Origin of the sequence: Microcoleus sp. PH2017_28_MFU_U_A, from assembly GCF_020738035.1 — a bacterium.
Taxonomy (GTDB): Bacteria; Cyanobacteriota; Cyanobacteriia; order Cyanobacteriales; family Microcoleaceae; genus Microcoleus.
Genome location: NZ_JAEQCX010000037.1, coordinates 65772 through 84478 on the forward strand (window position 1 = coordinate 65772; position 18707 = coordinate 84478).

Annotated in this window: 9 protein-coding genes; all 9 read right to left on the bottom strand. The window is 43.1% G+C overall.

The annotated features are described in order from the left end of the window. Positions 1–263 precede the first annotated feature (263 nt). Positions 264–1115, bottom strand: coding sequence for a DUF2382 domain-containing protein (locus JGK14_RS07625; RefSeq protein ID WP_325314919.1), 852 nt, complete (start codon positions 1113–1115; stop codon positions 264–266). A 371-nt stretch (positions 1116–1486) separates the two neighbouring features. Then, positions 1487–2002 carry a DUF1499 domain-containing protein gene (locus JGK14_RS07630; RefSeq protein WP_293225020.1) on the bottom strand — a complete coding sequence of 172 codons (516 nt, stop codon included), beginning with the start codon at positions 2000–2002 and terminating at the stop codon, positions 1487–1489. Between the two features lie 68 nt (positions 2003–2070). Continuing rightward, positions 2071–3729 carry an adenylate/guanylate cyclase domain-containing protein gene (locus JGK14_RS07635; protein ID WP_293181216.1) on the bottom strand — a complete coding sequence of 553 codons (1659 nt, stop codon included), beginning with the start codon at positions 3727–3729 and terminating at the stop codon, positions 2071–2073. Then, the gene (locus tag JGK14_RS07640) at positions 3704–6376 is read right to left on the bottom strand and encodes a response regulator (protein ID WP_442921437.1); all 2673 of its coding nucleotides are present in this window, start codon (positions 6374–6376) and stop codon (positions 3704–3706) included. The genes JGK14_RS07635 and JGK14_RS07640 overlap by 26 nt, the downstream gene beginning before the upstream one ends. A gap of 570 nt (positions 6377–6946) precedes the next feature. Next, the gene (locus JGK14_RS07645) at positions 6947–9586 is read right to left on the bottom strand and encodes a response regulator (protein ID WP_293181209.1); all 2640 of its coding nucleotides are present in this window, start codon (positions 9584–9586) and stop codon (positions 6947–6949) included. A 209-nt stretch (positions 9587–9795) separates the two neighbouring features. Further along, complete coding sequence (locus tag JGK14_RS07650) at positions 9796–12282, bottom strand: response regulator (protein ID WP_293216679.1); 2487 nt, start codon at positions 12280–12282, stop codon at positions 9796–9798. After that, complete coding sequence (locus JGK14_RS07655; RefSeq protein WP_293181203.1) at positions 12279–12674, bottom strand: response regulator; 396 nt, start codon at positions 12672–12674, stop codon at positions 12279–12281. The genes JGK14_RS07650 and JGK14_RS07655 overlap by 4 nt, the downstream gene beginning before the upstream one ends. Before the next feature lie 314 nt (positions 12675–12988). After that, positions 12989–14413: a hybrid sensor histidine kinase/response regulator gene (locus JGK14_RS07660; protein WP_325314920.1), complete on the bottom strand. Its 1425-nt coding sequence runs from the start codon at positions 14411–14413 to the stop codon at positions 12989–12991. A 9-nt stretch (positions 14414–14422) separates the two neighbouring features. Beyond that, positions 14423–18364 (bottom strand): PAS domain S-box protein, encoded by a 3942-nt coding sequence (locus JGK14_RS07665; protein ID WP_293181197.1) that lies wholly within the window; start codon positions 18362–18364, stop codon positions 14423–14425. Positions 18365–18707 lie beyond the last annotated feature (343 nt).

Consider the following 18707-nt stretch of genomic DNA (forward strand, 5'->3'; position numbering starts at 1 on the left):
ACCGGCAAGTTTCGCACTCCACCCGCCGTTATATAGGAATACGCTTGGGTTAAAACTGTTGAGTCCTCGGAGATCCCCCTAAATCCCCCTTAAAAAGGGGGACTTGAAGAATACTCTTTTCCCCCCCTTCTTAAGGGGGAATCGGGCTTAACTGAAGCGTATTGCGTCATCTAGGAATTGCGCGATCGCCAAATTCAAACCTGTGCGGTGAGAGAATTATGTGATTAATGCGTAATTCCTATTCAAGACTTCCTGCGGTTGGTTTAGATAGTTTTATTATCTACAACCGGAGTTCCGTCAGTCTGAATGTCTAATTCTTCACGGCGCAAGGTTTCTTCCCCGTCAACCGTGCTGCGAACAACTTCTTTTCTGACGTTGACTTCTTCGCGCACGTAGGCTTCCTTGTGAATGTCGGCCGTTTCTTCGTAGACTTCGATGCGTGCAACTTCCCCTGATTGGAAGTCAGCCTCGCCGACTGAAACTACTCTACCAGCTTCGACTGGTGTGACTCGCTCGATTACGACTCGTTCTTTTTCAATGGGTACTGAAGCTCTTGCTGTTTCAGTTTCCACCCGCTTACCAACTGCTACTTCACCTGTTTTGGCGCGGTTTTTGTTGGCAATCAAGCGTTCTTCATAAAGCTTGAGATTTTGGTGGTTCTGTTCGTTGGTTTCGTAGAGGGGGCGATCGATATCGTAGCTGTAGCTGCTGCGATCGTAGCTAGCAGGAGTTGCAGTGCTTGCCGCAGTACCTTGAGTGCGGTAAACGCCTCTCACCTGTTCTTCGCGATCGTAATCTAGGGGTTCCATTTCATTGTAAGCCGGCAATTGTTCTGCTTGAGCTTTGCTGCGAAGGCCTGTGGCGTAGACGCGATGGGCTCCGTAGTCGAAGCGGGCCGAACCGATCGGCAGCAATACTTTTTTACCAAAAATCCAAATGCCGGTATCAACTACCAGATAGCGAAAACGGCCAGTTTCATCAACCAATGCGTCATAAACAGTGCCTACTTTTTCGTCAGAGTCGCCGGCATAAACATCAAATCCTTTGATGTCGTCTCCAGCAAATATTTCTTCCTTATAATTAGGCTCAAAATCTGCAATTCTTTGAAGTGCCATGTGTTTTTTCCTCGTCGCTCTACTTAAATTAATAGTAGAAATTAATGGCTTAACTTCCCTCTCCCTAAAGTCTGAACTGCTCAATTTAGGGCGTTTAATACTATAGGAATACAGCGCGGTGTCGGTGCTAGCGCGCTCAGCTATTCAATACCTGATTGAGTCACAATACGGTTCAGTTAGGGCTAGTGTCATTGCGAGGAACCAAATAAAAATTAGGTACGTAGTTGGGCTTTAGCCCTCTTTAGACGTATAGATAAAGAGGGCTAAAGCCCAACTACGTACCTGTAGTCTTAAATTCATTTTTCAGAAAATAAAACTCCCCTGGCTCATCTTGCAGGAGAGAGGCTTCAGGAAAGCTAGAAATTTTAAGTTTAGAGTGGATTTAGTTGAGCTCTGATAATTTCTATGCGTTTGCGGTTAACTCCTAAATCCGACTGTCCCAGACGCGAAGCCGATCGCACGTGAATCACCTTTGCCCCATCATCTACCAAAAATTCCACATCATCCACAAAGCCCATCAAAGCACTGGTGAACTCCGCATACAGGTAATTATCGGTTGCGGTGATAATTTTAGTTTTGCCCGAGGACTCGATCGCCCCTTTGAGCTTAGCCATAGCCTCAGCAGGCGACGAAGTGTAAGCCAAAGGCTCAATTTGGTGCTCGGCATCTTGACTGAAGCTGCTGACGCAGTTGGGGGAAGCAGGACACGCTGCCAGTTTTCCTGATACAATGCCGATATTAGTAGGTCTTTTTCCAGCAAACATGGTTTTTTCTCCGGGAATTAGGGTAAAAGTTGCGATCGCCAGTACCGCTACAGCTACCAGCGATATTAAAACAACTAGGACTCTTTTCAATGCTGTCGGCGATTTTGTTTCAACTGTTTGCAAAGGATGAGTCCTCCAGAAAGTGCGATTTAGATCTAATTTTAATATTAATTGAAATTGACATCTCAAACCTAAATAGATTGAGTTTGTTCTTCGAGCAACCAGTAAGTCAGCATTGTTCCTTTACCTTTAACCGTGATAGGCCCCCGTTCTTCAAAAATAAACTGCTCTTTCAAACGCTCGTAAGTCTTCGCCGTCACTTGAATTTTACCCGGCAATCCGTTCGACTCCATCCGCGAAGCAACATTCACAGTATCTCCCCACAAATCATAGCTAAATTTGCTAATCCCAATAATTCCCGCCACCACCGAACCGCTGTGAATTCCGATCCGCAATTGAAAACCTTCTCCAATTTTGAGATTAAACTTTCTCAAAGCTACCTGCATATCCAAAGCTAAAAGTGCGATCGCCTCAGAGTGATCCGGGCGCGCCGTCGGCAAACCCCCAACCACCATGTAAGCATCCCCAATCGTCTTAATCTTTTCCAACCCGTGCAACTCAGACAACCGATCGAACTCCGAGAAAATCCCGTTCAAAATTTCTACCAACTGCGTCGGACTTTTGTGAGCCGAAAACTCTGTAAAACCAACCAAATCAGCAAACAATACCGTCACCTCATCAAAATGATCCGCGATCAGCTTTTGCTCTTTTTGCAAGCGCTCAGCAATAGGTTTAGGCAAAATATTCAGCAGCAATTTCTCTGTTTGCTTTTGCTGCAATTTCAGCGCTGCTTCAGCTTGTTTCCGCTGAATCAGCGAACCGAGCTGCGTAGCAACCGCACTCACCAATTCCAGCAAACGCGGCTGAGATTCCAGAACTTTTTCGCGATAAAAAATCAAAATAGCTAACACTTGGTTGTCCGCCAAAATTGGCAAACCAAAAGCCGCTCTCAATCCCACATTTACCGCAATTTCCGATCGCAGAAACACTTGTTCCGGTGCAGTAGAAACATCCTCGATCCATTCGGACTGCTGCGACTGCCAAATCCTCCCTGGGAGTCCCGCACCAGGAGCAAAAGTTAGCTGCCAACTTGTCTGTCTGAATTGGGCAAAACTCAAATCGCTGACGTACCTGCCTCTAGCACATCTTAAAACGCCGTCACTGTTAGGAATCCAAGCTTCGCCCAGATTCCATTCAATAGTTTGACAAATTAAACCTAAAATCACATCTATAGCCGACTCAAAATCGTCAGATTTGCTAATAGCTTGAGTTGCCTCCAGCAGCAATCTTGTTTCCATTTCAACCTGACGGCGATCGGCAATTTCCTGGTGCAACTGGACATTTTGATCGGTCAATTTTTGATTTTTTTCTTGCAGTTGCATTTGCAAAGAACGCACGGTCAGTTGATTGCTCACTCGCGCCAATACTTCTTTAACCTGAAAAGGTTTTGTGATATAATCTGCTCCGCCTACTTCAAAAGCTTTTGCCTTATCTATTCCTTCTTCTAACGCGCTGATAAAAATGATGGGAATTTCGCTAAATTGCGGTTGTACTTTTAGTTTTTGACATAATTCATAACCGTTAATATCCGGCATCATAATATCCAGCAAAATCAAATCTGGGACGCTAGACTGAATTGCATCTATAGCCGAAAAACCATTAGTAACAGGTCTAACTTTATAGCCATTTTTTTGCAAGATTCTAATCAACAAACGCAGATTGTCTGGCGTATCGTCAACTACTAAAATATCTGCTTGATAGTTTTCAGTTTGTTCCGCCTTCATCTCCACGATCAGATTCCTCCGCCTCGGCAACTAAATTGAGAATTTTCTGGTAATCAAAATTACCGAGATGACCCTGGAGGATTTCGGCAAATTCAGGATGAGCATCCCTTATTTCCTCGATTGTTATCCCAATTAAGTCAAAATCAGCACTGCGGATTACCTGCCTCATGTGATCTATCCATTGTGCGGGAAGTATGGGTAAATAAGCAAGCGCATCATTAGACTGGGAGTCAGATAGATTGTGGCGATCGCCCGCTGACATCAAATCCGTTGAGTTAGAGTATAGATACTTCACCCCTAAATGTTTGTGAAGGGTATCAAAGATATCATTTTTGCGGAAGGGTTTGTTAATAAAATCGTCGCAGCCGACGAATAAAGCAAACGATCGCCTCCCTTCAATGGTACTAGCTGTCAAAGCAATAATCTTCGGAATCAGAGGTTCGACACCAGAGACGTTGATTTCCTCCCCCATTGCTTGCTTGGACTGTCTCTGCTGTATCCTGAGTCTAATTTCCATCGTCGCTTCGCAGCCATCCATCACCGGCATTTGCAAATCCATCAAGATTAAGTGCGGCTGCCAGTTTTCCCAGATTTCTACCGCTTCACGGCCGTTGCTAGCCTGTTTCACTGCAAAACCCAAGGGAGAAAGCATTTTAACTAAAAGTTGGCGGTTGTCTTTGCGATCGTCCACAACTAAAATCCGGTAGGATGGCCCATCTGGTTCCACTCCCATCACCAGGCTGCTGATTTCCGGGGTAGGAATCGAAGCGGCATCAACTGCATCAACTTCAATCTCAAATCTAAAAATCGTACCTCGATTTTGCTCGCTTTCCACAGTAATATTGCCGCCCATTAGCCGTACAAATTGGCTGCTGATCGTCAAGCCTAAACCCGTCCCTTTTTGAGCTTTTTGACCGGATTCTGTTTGCACGAAGGCTTGAAAAACCTTGCCCAATTCTTCGGGAGAAATGCCACTTCCTGTATCTTCTACTTCAAATTGCAGAAACAACGAACCAGACAAATCTAAATTATTCTCCGTCAAATTTTCACTCTCAGGCAGACTGTAACTTGTCGAACCATCTAAATTTGTAGGATTTTCACCGGCAATGACAATTTCGCCTTCTGAATCATTTCCTCTTGCTTCTTCTCTATTACTTCTATCTGTTACATCCATGACATCCCCTACATCTGTCCCTGCCGAACTGCCTTGCCTAAGAGACCTCACTCTTACAGATACCCCGCCAACTCTGGTAAATTTCATGGCATTACTGAGGAGATTGATTAGCACTTGGCGCAGTTTTACCTCATCAGTTCGCACGTACTGCGGAACATCTGTATTTCGCTGAAAAACTAACTGCAAACCTTGAGTTTTCGCTCGTAGTTGAAACATATCTTCCATTTCGTCAAGCAAGTCGTAGAGATTGAAGTTTGTCGGAAAAACAATCATCCGGCCCGCTTCGATTTTTGCCAAGTCTAAAGCTTGATTGATTAAAGTCAGCAAGTGTTCGCCGCTGCGGTGAATAACTTTGATATTGTCTCGGTCTTCTGCTGTTAGATTTGGGCTAGATTCGACGATTTGAGTAAAACCGAGTATGGCATTGAGGGGGGTACGCAACTCGTGGCTCATGTTGGCGAGAAACGTACTTTTCGCTCTGTTTGCTGCTTGGGCAGCTAATGCAGCCTGTTGCAGTTGTTCTGTGCGTTCCACAATTTCAGCTTCTAAGGTACGCTGGTAATTTGCTAGGACTCTTTCTGCTTCTTTGCGCTCGCTGATGTCTTGAATAGCTGCGATCGCAAAAACAACATTTCCGCTGCTGTCAAAAATTGGCGTAGCAGTTACCTCTAAAGTAATTATCAAACCGTATTGAGTGATTTCAACATCATCAACTTTGACAGATTCCCCTCTCAGCGCCCGTAAAATCGGAAAATTTTCAGGAAAATATAGGCGATCGCTCTCGCCGTTATAAAATTGATCCATTCCACGCCATGTTTGGGCAGCCCTCGCGAGGACAGTTTGTGAATCAAGCAATTCCTGCGCTGCATGATTCAAATACGCGATCGAGCCATCGGGATTGTAAACAGATACCCCCACCGGCAAAGCTCCTAAAAATTGATTCAGCCGACTTTCACTCGCAGATAATTCCTCGTTGGCTAGCTTCAAGTCTGCGTTTACCACCTCTAACTCCGCATTGACTCTCTTTAACTCCTCGTTGGCTTGTTGTCGCTTGATAGTTTCAATTGTTAATTTTTGGTCTTGCAAATAACTGTGTACTGCTTCTACCACTGTTATTTGTAAATCTTCATCCTGCCAAGGTTTCTGGATGTATCTGTACAACTTAGCATACTTGATGCTGTTGCTCAGAGCTTGTAAATCGGCTTGTCCCGTCAGCATAATTGTCAGGGTATCGGGCGATTGTTCGTGAATTTGTTTGAGCAGCTCGTCCCCTTTAATATCCGGCATGATGTAATCGGAAAGCACCAAAGCTATTTCATGCTCCTCAGCCCGCAAATCTGCTAGCAATTCCAAAGCATCTTCTCCACCTTCTGCCGTTTCAATAATGCACTGATCGCCGATCGCCTTTTTGAGCTCAATCTTTAAGCTTTCCAAAACATCAGGCTCGTCATCTATACAAACAATCACAGGTTTCTTCATAAATTTATTTGCCATTTTTTTTGTTGAATATTTACTTATCCAAGGCAAAAAATAGTTGTTTGGTTTCGCTTTTTTGCCAGTTTCACTACCTTACCACCCCAGTCAATCGATTTTAGATTTTAGATTTTAGATTTTAGATTGACCCCACGGATAAATTCCGGGGAAGAGAGGATTTTAGATTTTCGATTTGGGATTAATTCCACGGATAAATCCGTGGGCTTGTACCATCAAGAAATTCTTGGTCAGCAAGTTGATTTGAGATTTACACCACAGATAAATTTGAGAGCTTTTGCATGGTTTGATTTACAGAGAAACTGGTAAGCGATACAGATAATTTCAAGATTGTTTGTGAATGACTGCAATTCAAGTCTAGTCTAAAATTTTGATATTGCCACCACTAAAGTCGAGCACTTATATCTATTATTTTTAGCCATAAGTCATCCAGATATTTTTTTTTCAAACTTCACGCCTAAAGATTGGGTTTGAAGCCTTTCCTTTTAGGGGGAAATTAAACAAAATGATTCATTGTTCCAATCCTCTTCTATCGACGGAAGAGGTAGCTGTCAACTGTCAACTGTCAACTGTCAACTGATGAACCGTACTATTGAATTTCTCTGCTTCGAGAATTAAGTTGAGAATTTTTTGGTAATCAAAATTCTCTAGATGACCTTGAAGGATGTCGGCAAATTCAGGATGAGCAGCCCTTATTTCCTCGATTGTGATCCCAATTAAGTCAAAATCAGCACTGCGAATTACCTGCCTCATATTATCTATCCATTCTGCGGGAAGGTTGGGCAAAGAAGCACACAAAGTATTAGAAGAATTTGATAGGTTATTGCGATCGCCCATTGAATCAGAGCCTGTCAAGTCAGAATAAATATAACTCACCCCCAAATGTTTGCTCAGCATATCAAATATATCCATTTTGCGGAAAGGTTTTCTGATAAAGTCATCACAACCCATCAACAAAGAAAAAGAGCGTTTATCTTCATGGGTACTAGCTGTTAAAGCAACAATCTTCGGGTTCAGGAATTGAGGATTGGGAATATCCATCTTCCCCTCGCCTTGTTCCTCTTCCTTTCTCCGCTGTATCCTCGATCTAATTTCGATCGTCGCTTCGTAGCCGTCCATCACCGGCATTCGCAAATCCATCAAAATCAAGTGCGGCTGCCAATTTTCCCACATTTCTACCGCTTCACGGCCGTTGCTAGCCTCTTCGACTCCGAAACCCAAGCCAGAAAGCATTTTGACTAACAGTTTGCGGTTGTCTGTGCGATCGTCCACAACTAAAATTCGATAGTATTGCTGATCTGGTTCCAGTCCAATCACCTCACGGATGTTTTTTGGAACAGTAATTGCAGCGGAATCAACTGCACTAACTTCAATCTCAAATCTAAAAATAGTACCCCGTTCTAGCTGGCTTTCTACAGTTAGATCGCCACCCATTAACCGTACAAATTCGTTGCTAATTGTCAATCCCAAACCAGTACCTTGTTGAGCTTTTTGACCAGATGCTGTCTGCACAAATGCTTGAAAAAGATTGCCCATTTCTTCTGGGGCAATACCAACTCCCGTATCTTCTATTTCAAACTCCAAAAACAGAGAATTAGAAATATTTAAATTATCCGTTTTTGCCAATACTTTACTTTCAGACTGACGGGAAATTATAGAAATTTCTGGATAATTGCTTGCTTCTAAATCTGAATCTGTCGAATTTTTCAAGGGACTGACAATTTCCCCTTCCTCGCTTATTTTGGCTATATTTGCGATCGAATTCGCTGCTGAAATACCTTCTAACTTCCGGCGCACTCTTACTGACACCCCGCCGATTTGAGTGAATTTCATCGCATTACTCAGAAGATTGATTAGCACCTGGCGTAGCTTCACTTCATCGGTTCGCACGTACTGCGGAATGTCAGCATCGCGCTGGAAAATCAACTGCAAATCTTGATTTTTTGCTCGCAGGTCAAACATTTCTTGCAATTCGTCAAGCAAGCAGTAAAGGTCAAAGTTAGTCGGAAAAAGTGTCATCCGCCCCGCTTCGATTTTTGCCAAATCTAAAGCTTGATTAATTAAAGTCAGCAAGTGTTCGCCGCTGCGATAAATAATTCTGAGATTTTCTCTGTCGTCTACTGTCAAATTCGGGCTGGGTTCGACGATTTGAGTAAAGCCGAGTATGGCATTGAGAGGTGTACGCAACTCGTGACTCATGTTGGCAAGGAAGGTACTTTTCGCTCTGTTTGCTGCTTCGGCGGCGAAGGCAGCTTTTTGCAATTGTTCTGTGCGTTCTACAATTTCAGCTTCTAAGGTACGCTGGTAATTTGATAGGAAATTTTCTAATTCTTTGCGCTGGCTGATGTCTTGAATAACTGCGATCGCAAAAACAATATTTCCGTTGCTGTCAAAAATAGGTTTGGCACTTATTTCTAGAGTGATTGTCAGCCCGTATTGAAGGATTTCAACTTCATTCACCTTGACATATTCCCCTCTCAGCGCCCGCAAGATCGGAAAATTTTCAGGGAAATACAGCCGATCGTTTTCGGCGTCATAAAATTGAGAACTTGCAACTAATTGTTCAACACTGTTGCCTAGCATACTGTCTGCCAACCCAGTATCTGCATCCAGCAACTGCTCGGTGGTATGATTGATATAGGCGATCGAGCCGTCGGGATTGTAAACAGATACCCCCACAGGCAAAGCTGCTAAAAATTGATTCAATCGGCTTTCGCTTGCCGACAATTCCTGGTTGGCTATCTGCAACTGCTTGTTTGCTTCTCGCCCCTTAATAACTTCATCAGCCAACTTTTGGTCTTGCAAATAGCTGTGAACTGCTTCGACTACTGTTAACTTCAAATCTTCCTTTTGCCAAGGTTTGGGGATGTAGCGGTACAGCTTGGCATACTTGATAGCGTGACTGATTGCCTCCAAATCTGCTTGACCGGTCAGCATAATTTTCAGCGTATTGGGCGATCGTTCATGAATTATTTGGAGCAGTTCGTCTCCTTTGATATCCGGCATGATATAATCAGAAACAACTAAAGCTATTTCGTGTTCGTCAGCCTGTAAATCTGTTAATAACTCTAAAGCATCTTCTCCTCCTTGCGCTGTTTCAATAATACACCGATCGCCGATCGCCTTTTTTAGTTCAATCTTTAAACTGTTCAAAACATCAGCTTCGTCATCAATACAAACAATCACAGGTTTTTTCATGATTTTGCTTCCCGGAGTTTTTTTTGCTTCTCTCTTTGCTGCTACAATTTTGGTAAAAAATCAGATTTCAACCGATTTTTTTACCAACTTTTTTGGGTAACGGTAGAATGATTCATTGCTTCAATCCTCTTCTATCGACAGCTATGGGTAGCTGTCAACTGTCAACTGTCAACTGTCAACTGTCAACTGTCACCTCTACTATGCTATTTTTATGCCTCGGCAATTAAAGTGAGAATTTTTTGGTAGTCAAAATTATTGAGATGATCCTGGAGGATTTCGGTAAATTCAGGATGATCGTACCTTAATTCCTCGATCGTCCTCGCAATTAAGTCAAAATCAGCGCTACGTATTACCTGCCTCATGTTTTCTATCCATTCTGCGGGAAGTGCAGGCAAATAAGCAAGCGCAGCATTAGAGGGAGCGTCAGATTGATTGTGGCGATCGCCCGTTGGGATAAAATCAGTTGAGTAAGAGTAGAGGTACCTCACTCCCAAATGTTTGTGGAGCGTATCAAATATATCAGTTTTGCGGAAAGGTTTGCTAATAAAATCGTCGCAGCCTATAGATAAAGCAGACGATCGTTTTTCTTCAATAGTGCTAGCTGTCAAAGCAACAATCTTCGGAATCACAGAGCCCTTTTCTTGTCGCTCTTGCTGCTGTATTCTGTTCCTAATTTCTTTAGTAGCTTCATAGCCGTCCATCACTGGCATTCGCAGATCCATCAAAATTAAATGCGGCTGCCAATTTTCCCACATTTCTATTGCTTCGCAGCCATCGCTAGCCTCTCGCACTCCAAAACCCAAGGGAGAAAGAATTTTGACTAAAAGTTGGCGGTTGTCTTCGCGATCGTCTACAATTAAAATTCGATACCAGGGTTGATTTGGTTCCAACCCAGTAACTTCGCGGTTAATTTCTGGGGCGGGAATATCAGCAAAATTAACCACACCGACTGGAATCTCAAATTTAAAACTTGTGCCGCGTTCTAATTCACTTTCTACGACGATTTCTCCTCCCATCAGCCGGACAAATTGACGGGTAATCGTCAATCCCAAACCCGTACCTTTCTGAGTTCTTTGACCCGAAGATGTTTGCACAAATGCCTTGAAAATATTCCCCAATTCTTCCGAAGCAATGCCAACGCCTGTATCTTCTATTTCAAACTGAAGGAAAATTACCCGATCGTCAGTTAAATCATCAGGCTCATCTCTGGGCACAACAGTTGCCACATCACTTCTATCGGTGGCAAACTCTCTAATACTTTTTGTAGTATCAATGCAAGCTGTTGGACTGTTCAATAAGTCAACTATTCTCGATTTTTCTAATTGTGAAACCCTTAAAACGATTGAACCTTGTTCCGTAAACTTAATTGCATTGCTGAGAATATTTATCAGCACTTGCCGCAGTTTGACATCATCGGTTCGCACATACTGGGCAACGTCATTTTCTCGCTGAAAAAGCAACTGAACCTCTTGATTCTTTGCCCGCATTTGAAACATATCTTGTAAATCGTCAAGCAAGCGGTATAAGTCGAAGTCTTTAGGGTCAAGTATCATCCGCCCCGCTTCAATTTTTGACAAGTCTAAAACTTCATTGATCAGGGCCAGCAAGTGTTCGCCACTGCGACGAATAATACTCAGATTTTCGTGGTTTTCGACAGTAAAATTGGAGCTGCCTTCCATGATTTGTGCAAACCCCAGTATGGAATTGAGAGGAGTCCGCAATTCATGGCTCATATTGGCCAAAAACGTGCTTTTAGCTTTGTTTGCAGCTTCAGCAGCTAAGGCGGCTTGTTGCAGTTGTTCTGTGCGTTCGTCTATTTTGGTTTCTAAGGTGTGCTGGTAATCTGCTAGTATTCTTTCGGCTCGTTTGCGATCGGTAATATCTTGAAAAGCTGCGATCGCATAAACAATATTTCCCCTAGCGTCAAAAATTGGCGTAGTATTGATCTCGATCGCAATTATTTTGCCATCTTGACGGATTTCTACATCGTCAACCTTGACAAATTCTCCTTTGAGTGCGCGCAAAATTGGCAGATTGTCCGGCGGGTAAAGCTCATCAGTATTGGCAACATAAAGTTGATAAGTTGCAGCTAATTGTTCCGCAGTGCTTTCCGGGATAGTGTCTGCACCCAGCAAATCCCGCGCTGCTTGGTTGAAATAGGCGATCGAGCCGTCGGGATTGTAAACAGATACCCCCACGGGCAGAGCTGCTAAAAATTGGTTCAGGCGGCTTTCGCTCGCCGACAGCGCCGCATTTACTTCTTGCCGCTTCAGGATTTCATCTGTTAACTTTTGGTCTTGCAAGTAACTGTGAATTGCTTCTACTACCGTTAATTTTAAATCTTCATTATGCCAAGGTTTAGGGATGTAACGGTACAATTTAGCATACTTTATAGCATTGCTCAGAGCTTCCAGATCAGCTTGCCCAGTCAGCATAATAGTCAGCGTATCGGGCGATCGTTCGTGAATTTTTTTAAGCAGTTCATCCCCTTTAATATCCGGCATAATATAATCGGAAAGCACCAACGCAATCTCGTATTCATCCGCCTGCAAATCTTCCAGTAACTCTAAAGCATCTTCCCCGCCCTCAGCCGTTTCAATAATACACCGATCCCCGATCGCCTTTTTCAGTTCAATCTTTAAACTGTTCAAAACATCCGGTTCGTCATCAATACAAACAATCACAGGTTTTTTCATAATAACTTTGCCAGCCCAGATTTGATCGTATCTATTAACTCTTTACTTTTCCACGGTTTGTACAAACAGCAGTATAAATCGGCTTCTTTTACTGCCCGCTGAAGAGCCTCTTTATCCGCTTGCCCCGTCAACATCACCTTAACGATTTTAGGATATTTTTGGTGAACTCTAATTAACAGTTCATCACCTTTGATTCCCGGCATCAGCCAATCAGAAACAACCACAATCACCTCAGCTTCTGCTGGAAACTCCTCCAGTAAATCTAAAGCTTCATCACCACTTTCAGCTAATTCGTAAAAATAATCATCTTTAAATTCATTCTTGAGCTGCATCTTGAGAGTCTTCAAGATATCGGGTTCATCGTCAACGCAAAGAATTACAGGCTTATTCATCTTTTGCTCTCTGCTATTATTTTAATGGGTTTACCGACATGACTTGCTTCTATGTTATTGATTTCGGGCGAGGATGCACTATCTATGTCCCCTATTTTATTTTAATAGAACTTCACAAAAGAAACCCGGTCAATCGCAATAAATCTTATGTTTGTCAGCGAGACAGCCCCTGTCGCTATCGGGAATCAGCCCCTGCGGATAATACCATTTTGGCATTGGAGGATTGGGGATGTTCGATTGGGTATCACTGATGACAATCGGGGTTTGGTGCTTGCTGACAGTGGCATTCTTTTTTTAACAGGTGTAAGTTTAGTTTAATAGATTGGGAGGGAGACTGTAAAGCTTGTCTGTCCCGGTACCGACTCTACAGCAATTGTACCTTCATGTTTGTCAACAATTTTTCTCACGATGTCCAATCCCAAACCGCTACCTTCCCCCGCAGATTTAGTCGTAAAAAATGGGTGAAAAATTTTGGGAATAACTTCTGGGGGAATACCTTTGCCGTCATCAGTAAATTTGAGGACAAGATCTGACTCTTGCTGCTTAGTTTCTATCGTCAAAATACCTTTATAATCCATTGCTTGCAGGGCATTGTGAATTAGATTTGTCCAAACTTGATTTAAGTCATCCGGATAACACATGATTTTCGGTAAATCTCCATAGTTTTTGACTACTTCTATGCCGTGTTTCAGTTGATTTTGATAAAGAGTTAACACCATTTCAATGCCATCATGCAAGTTCGCCTGCACTTTTTCTTGCTTGCTATCGAAATGAGCGTAGCTTTTTAAGGCAAATACTACTTTTCCCGACTTGGCTGTCGCTCTTTGGATCAGGCTAATACTTTTCTTAAAGCTCGCAAACTGGTAAGCAGTATTGAAAACCACTTCCCAATCCGGCAATTTAAAAAATGGCAACAATTCTTCTATGCGATCGTAAATCTCCATGTCAACTAAACTATCCGCTATTTCTTCAGCATTTTCAATGCCTCCTGCCATCAACTCGTTACGCAACTGCTGCTTAATTTTGCGCTTTTCTCTGCTAGTAAATAGCGTTTCGTGATTTGTAGATCTGTGCAGCAAAGCTAAAAAACAAGCTTGGCTTTCTTCAGAAAGTTGTTGAAAAAATTGAGGCATTTTTTCTAAGTTTTCGTCCCAAAAATTAGAAATATTATCAATAGATGAACCTATGATGCCTAGCGGAGTATTGATTTCGTGGGCAATGCCGGCAATCAGTTGTCCCAGTGCTGCCATTTTTTCCGATTGAATCAAATGCTCTTGTGTCGCTTGCAATTGGTAGATAGCAGTTGCTAAATCTTGATTTTTTTCTTGCAAACTTTGTTGCAAAGAACAAATTTTTAAATGAGTTTCAATCCGGGCTAAAACTTCTTCAACCTGAAACGGTTTGGTAATAAAGTCCACTCCCCCAACTGCAAAAGCTTTAACTTTATCCATCACATCGTTAATCGCACTGATGAAAATCACCGGAATGTCTTTTGTTACTTCAGAATCTTTGAGTCGCTGACAAACTTCATAGCCATCCATATCCGGCATCATAATATCCAGCAGAACTATATCTGGGGGCATTTTTTGAGCGGCAGATAGTGCTAGTTTGCCGTTAGGAACTGGGCGAACTTGATAGCCTTGATTGCTCAAAATTTCTGCCAATAGCCGCAGGTTTTGTGGCGTGTCGTCCACTACTAAAATATTAGCTCGATTGGTGTTCTGCAAAGTTGAAGTCATCGGTATTTACTATTGTTCGCTGCGATCGATTGTGGTCAAAATTCTGTCATATTCAAAATTATTAATGCAATCTTGAAGCGCGGCTGCCAGAGAGGGGTTGATAGTGCCGATTTGTGCGATCGAACTGGCGATCGCCTCCATGTCTACACTCAAAATATTTTGCTTGAATTGAACCCTCCAGTCTGGAGAAAGAGAGGCGATCGCCTCTGGTGTCAGCACATCCTGACTAGACTCCCCCGCACCCCCCATACTGACCTCTGTTGGCTCTTCATAAATATAGCGTACTCCTAAATGTTTCCCCATGGCCGCAAAGATATCTTCCTCTCGGAACGGTTTCCGCATAAAATCATCGCAACCCGTCGAAAGAATCACCGCCCGTTCTTCCTCCAAAACACTAGCAGTCAGGGCAACAATCGCCGTTGCTTGCCCGCCAGTTGTAGTTTTAATCTGTTTCGTTGCCTCGTACCCGTCCATTACAGGCATTCTCATGTCCATCCAAATTAGATGCGGTTCCCAATCCCTAAAAATATCCACCGCTTCTTGACCGTTATTCGCTTCTCTCAACAGAAATCCCAACGGACTGAGAAGTTTTACTAACAGTTGGCGGTTCAAAGGTTTGTCGTCCACAATTAGCAAGCGGTAAGGTGGCTGATTCGGTTCGAGGGCAACAACTCGACGTAGAGCTTTTTTACTTTCAATATCACTAGCTTCCACCAGATGAACTTGGATATCAAATTGAAATAGCGCACCCTTGCCCACCTCGCTGCTAACAGTAATTTCACCTCCCATCAATTGCACGAACTGGCGGCTGATCGCTAAACCTAAACCCGTCCCTTCTTGAGAATCTTTACCCGTTGTTGTCTGCACAAATGCTTCAAACAACTGATGGATTTCTTCGGTGGCAATGCCTGCACCAGTATCTTGAACTTCAAAATGGAGCGAGTAGCGGCCGGGCATTTCATCAGCGCTGTTTTTGTGTAAATTCCGCTTTCCTCCTTTCACTTGCACCGACACTCCACCTTGTGAAGTAAATTTAATTGCATTGTTGAGCAAATTAATTAATACTTGGCGCAATTTCACTTCATCGGTGGAAATGTAATGGGGAACTTCTGCATCTCGATCGAAGATTAATTGCAAGCCTTTTTCCTCAGCTTTGAGAGCAAACATATCTTCTAAATCATCGAGGATTCGATATAAATCGAAGCTTTTTTCATTAATGGTAGTGCGTCCAGCTTCAATTTTTGACAAGTCTAAAACTTGGTTAATTAACGTCAGCAAATGCTCGCCGCTCCGCAGGATAATCCCGACATCTTCTTGATTTTCGGGAGACAAATTTTTACTGCGGATCATGACTTGAGCAAAGCCGATGACTGCGTTCAGGGGCGATCGCAATTCGTGGCTCATATTGGCGAGAAACGTACTTTTAGCTTTGTTGGCTGCTTCGGCGGCTTCTTTCGCCTGCTCCATTTTGATTTGTGCTTCTTTGCTATCCGTAATATCTTTAATAAAACCTTCGTGATAAAGTAGATTTCCTGCGGGATCGCACACGGCCCGACAATTTTCGGAAATCCAGATGATGCTACCATCTTTGCGGTAAATTTCCGATTCAAAGTTAGACAGTATCCCGTACTCGTCGATCAGCGCTACAAATTCGCTGCGGCGGTTGGGTTTCACGTAAAGCTGGTTCTTGAAATTCGGCTGTGCTGCGATTAATTCTGCGGGCGATTCGTAACCGTAGAGTTCAGCTAAAGCGGGGTTGGCGCTGAGGTATGTCCCGTCAGCAGCAGTTTGAAAAATGCCATTCAAAGCATTTTCATAAATGTTGCGATATTTTTCTTCTGCTTCGCGGAGGGCGGTTTCTGCTTTTTGGCGATCGGTAATATCGCTCGAAATCGAGAGAAAACAAGCTTCTCCCTCAATATCGATGGTTTCAATAGACAGCAGGGCCGTTCTTTCTGTACCGTTTTTTTTGCGAAATCTCAGCTCGTAATTGTGAAGGGCTGTCTGGTTTCTTAACATTTGAATCATGCGATCGCGCTCTCCTAGACTCGCCCAAAAATTTAGATCTACGGCTGTTTTACCAATAATCTGGTCGTGCGTGTAGCCAATCATCCGGCAAAAGCTTTCATTAACTTCTATGTGGCGACCGTCACTGATTCTCGTGATCGTAATTGCATTTGGACTAGAACGAAAAGCTTTAGAAAACTTTTCTTTTGCCTTGGCAAGAGCGGCGGTACGTTCTGCAACTTGGACTGCTAAGTTTTGGTTGTATTCTTTTAACAGTTGCTCCGCTTGTTTGCGTTCCGTAATATCTTGAAAGGCGCACATCCCATAGATAATATGTCCTTGGGCGTCGTAAATAGGAGTTCCCCAAACTTGTAGGGGAACAGTTTTGTCACGGGAGCAGATTTCCATGTCATCGACAGTGACACTTTTGCCCTGCAAAGCATTTAAAATAGGGTCGTGTTCCGCCGGGTAAATTTCCTGGGTTCCAGCTAAATAAACTTTGTAAGCTTGGCGCAAATTTTCGGCATCTGCTGCTATGATTCCTTGACCAAAAAGTTGCTCTCCTATAGGATTAATGTAGTGAGGTTTACCATTTTTTTCGACAATAAAAATGCCTAGCGGTACTGCATCGAGAAATTGTTTGACTCGGTTTTCGCTTTCCGAGAGCGAAGTAAATGAATGCTGCAATTGCTCTGCCATGCTGTTGAAAGCAGCGGCAAGTTCTCCGAGTTCATCTTCGCGATTCAAAGCGAGCTTTGTATCCCATTCATTGCGTGCCAAAGCTTTCGCCGCCGCATTCAATTTTAAAATCGGCCGCACCACCCATTTAGCAGTCAGAATCCCAAGAATGGTCGCCCCAATCAAAGCTGCAACGGACAGCAAAAAAGTGGTGCGGGTATTGGCATTAATTTGCTGCATAAAGTCTGACTCGGGTACAACTACCACAATCAGCCAATCCAACCCTCGATCGTCTTGAAAAGGAGTTACCTGAATAAAATTTCGCTGACCGTCAACATCAAAGGTAAGCTGTTGAGAATTATTGATTTTAGCTAAGCTTTGGTAGAATTTATCTAAATGCTGTGCAGTTTGGCGAATTACCGGATTTTCGCTGGCTGAAGCTTTGATGCGTTTTGCTTCTTTACCTTGTACTGCAAATTCTTTACCCGGCTTTGAAGTGGCAATTAACATCCCCGATCGCTCCATCACAAAAGTTTGTCCCGACTTGCCAATTTTGAGGCTGACGAGAAATTCTTTGATTTTGGAAAACAGCAAATCGCTGCCAGCTACTCCTAACAGCTTACCATCATTGTCGTAGATAGGCAAAGAAGCAGTAATTGCCAGTTCTCTGGTCAAGAAGTCTGTATAAATTGGAGTCCAAACAGGCTTTTTGGCTAGCGCCGCTGCTATGTACCAAGGACGAACTCGCGGGTCGTATTTTTCGGGAGAAATTTCGATTAATTTAACGCGTTTTCCTTGAGGGTCAGCAGTATATCGAGCTAATTTATTGCCAGTCGATCTGTCAGCAGCAGATATCAGAATCCGATCTTTAGTGCGGATTGCTCCTGAGTGGTCTCCATTTTCTTTGCCTGTATAAATGATGCTGATTGAATCAAAATATTGAATTTGTTCGAGGAAATGAAGTTCGAGTTTTTGTTTGTCTTCTAGGTTCAACTGCCCCAATTTTACGCCTTGAACGTTCAGGTGATTGACAATGTGGGGAATTGACATATAATTTTCAATGCGGTCTTTGATGCGAGCGCTAATTTCTCCCCGCAACTGAGCGGCCACATCGTTAACCGCCCGCTGACCGTTTTGGAACGACAGCCAACCTACAACTCCTACTGTGCCAACAATTTGCACTAAAAAAGGAAGCACGAGCACAGTTTGTAATGGAGCTTTGCCGATAATTTTGGTAGCAAAGCGATTCAGCGGTTTAGGAAACATATTCATCCTAAAAATAATTGAAATTGGTCGTGGAAATTAGTAGATCTTAAAGTCTTGGAGCGATACAGGAGGGAGTTGTCTCAAATCCGGTTCCTGACTCATCATAAAAGTGTTGGCGATCGCCTTTTGAGAGTTTTGAGGACTTCCCTCGTGACTACAAACTTATACCAATTTGAAAAAGTCTTGCTACAATGATTAATTATATAAAAATTATCTTTCATTTGCATAACTCTATGCCGGATACGGCAATGCCGTTTCCCTACAACAGATGATAGCCTCTAATTTCCGTAGTAGCAATGTTTTTCATGATTGGTATTAATTAGAGTTTTTTAACCGGATTTGA

What these genes read in the sequence shown, in the direction of transcription:
- JGK14_RS07625 (WP_325314919.1), bottom strand. Translation starts at nt 1,115, where the DNA reads ATGGCACTTCAAAGAATTGCAGATTTTGAGCCTAATTATAAGGAAGAA.
- JGK14_RS07640 (WP_442921437.1), bottom strand. Translation starts at nt 6,376, where the DNA reads ATGAAGAAACCTGTGATTGTTTGTATAGATGACGAGCCTGATGTTTTG.
- JGK14_RS07645 (WP_293181209.1), bottom strand. Translation starts at nt 9,586, where the DNA reads ATGAAAAAACCTGTGATTGTTTGTATTGATGACGAAGCTGATGTTTTG.
- JGK14_RS07650 (WP_293216679.1), bottom strand. Translation starts at nt 12,282, where the DNA reads ATGAAAAAACCTGTGATTGTTTGTATTGATGACGAACCGGATGTTTTG.
- JGK14_RS07655 (WP_293181203.1), bottom strand. Translation starts at nt 12,674, where the DNA reads ATGAATAAGCCTGTAATTCTTTGCGTTGACGATGAACCCGATATCTTG.
- JGK14_RS07660 (WP_325314920.1), bottom strand. Translation starts at nt 14,413, where the DNA reads ATGACTTCAACTTTGCAGAACACCAATCGAGCTAATATTTTAGTAGTG.
- JGK14_RS07665 (WP_293181197.1), bottom strand. Translation starts at nt 18,364, where the DNA reads ATGTTTCCTAAACCGCTGAATCGCTTTGCTACCAAAATTATCGGCAAA.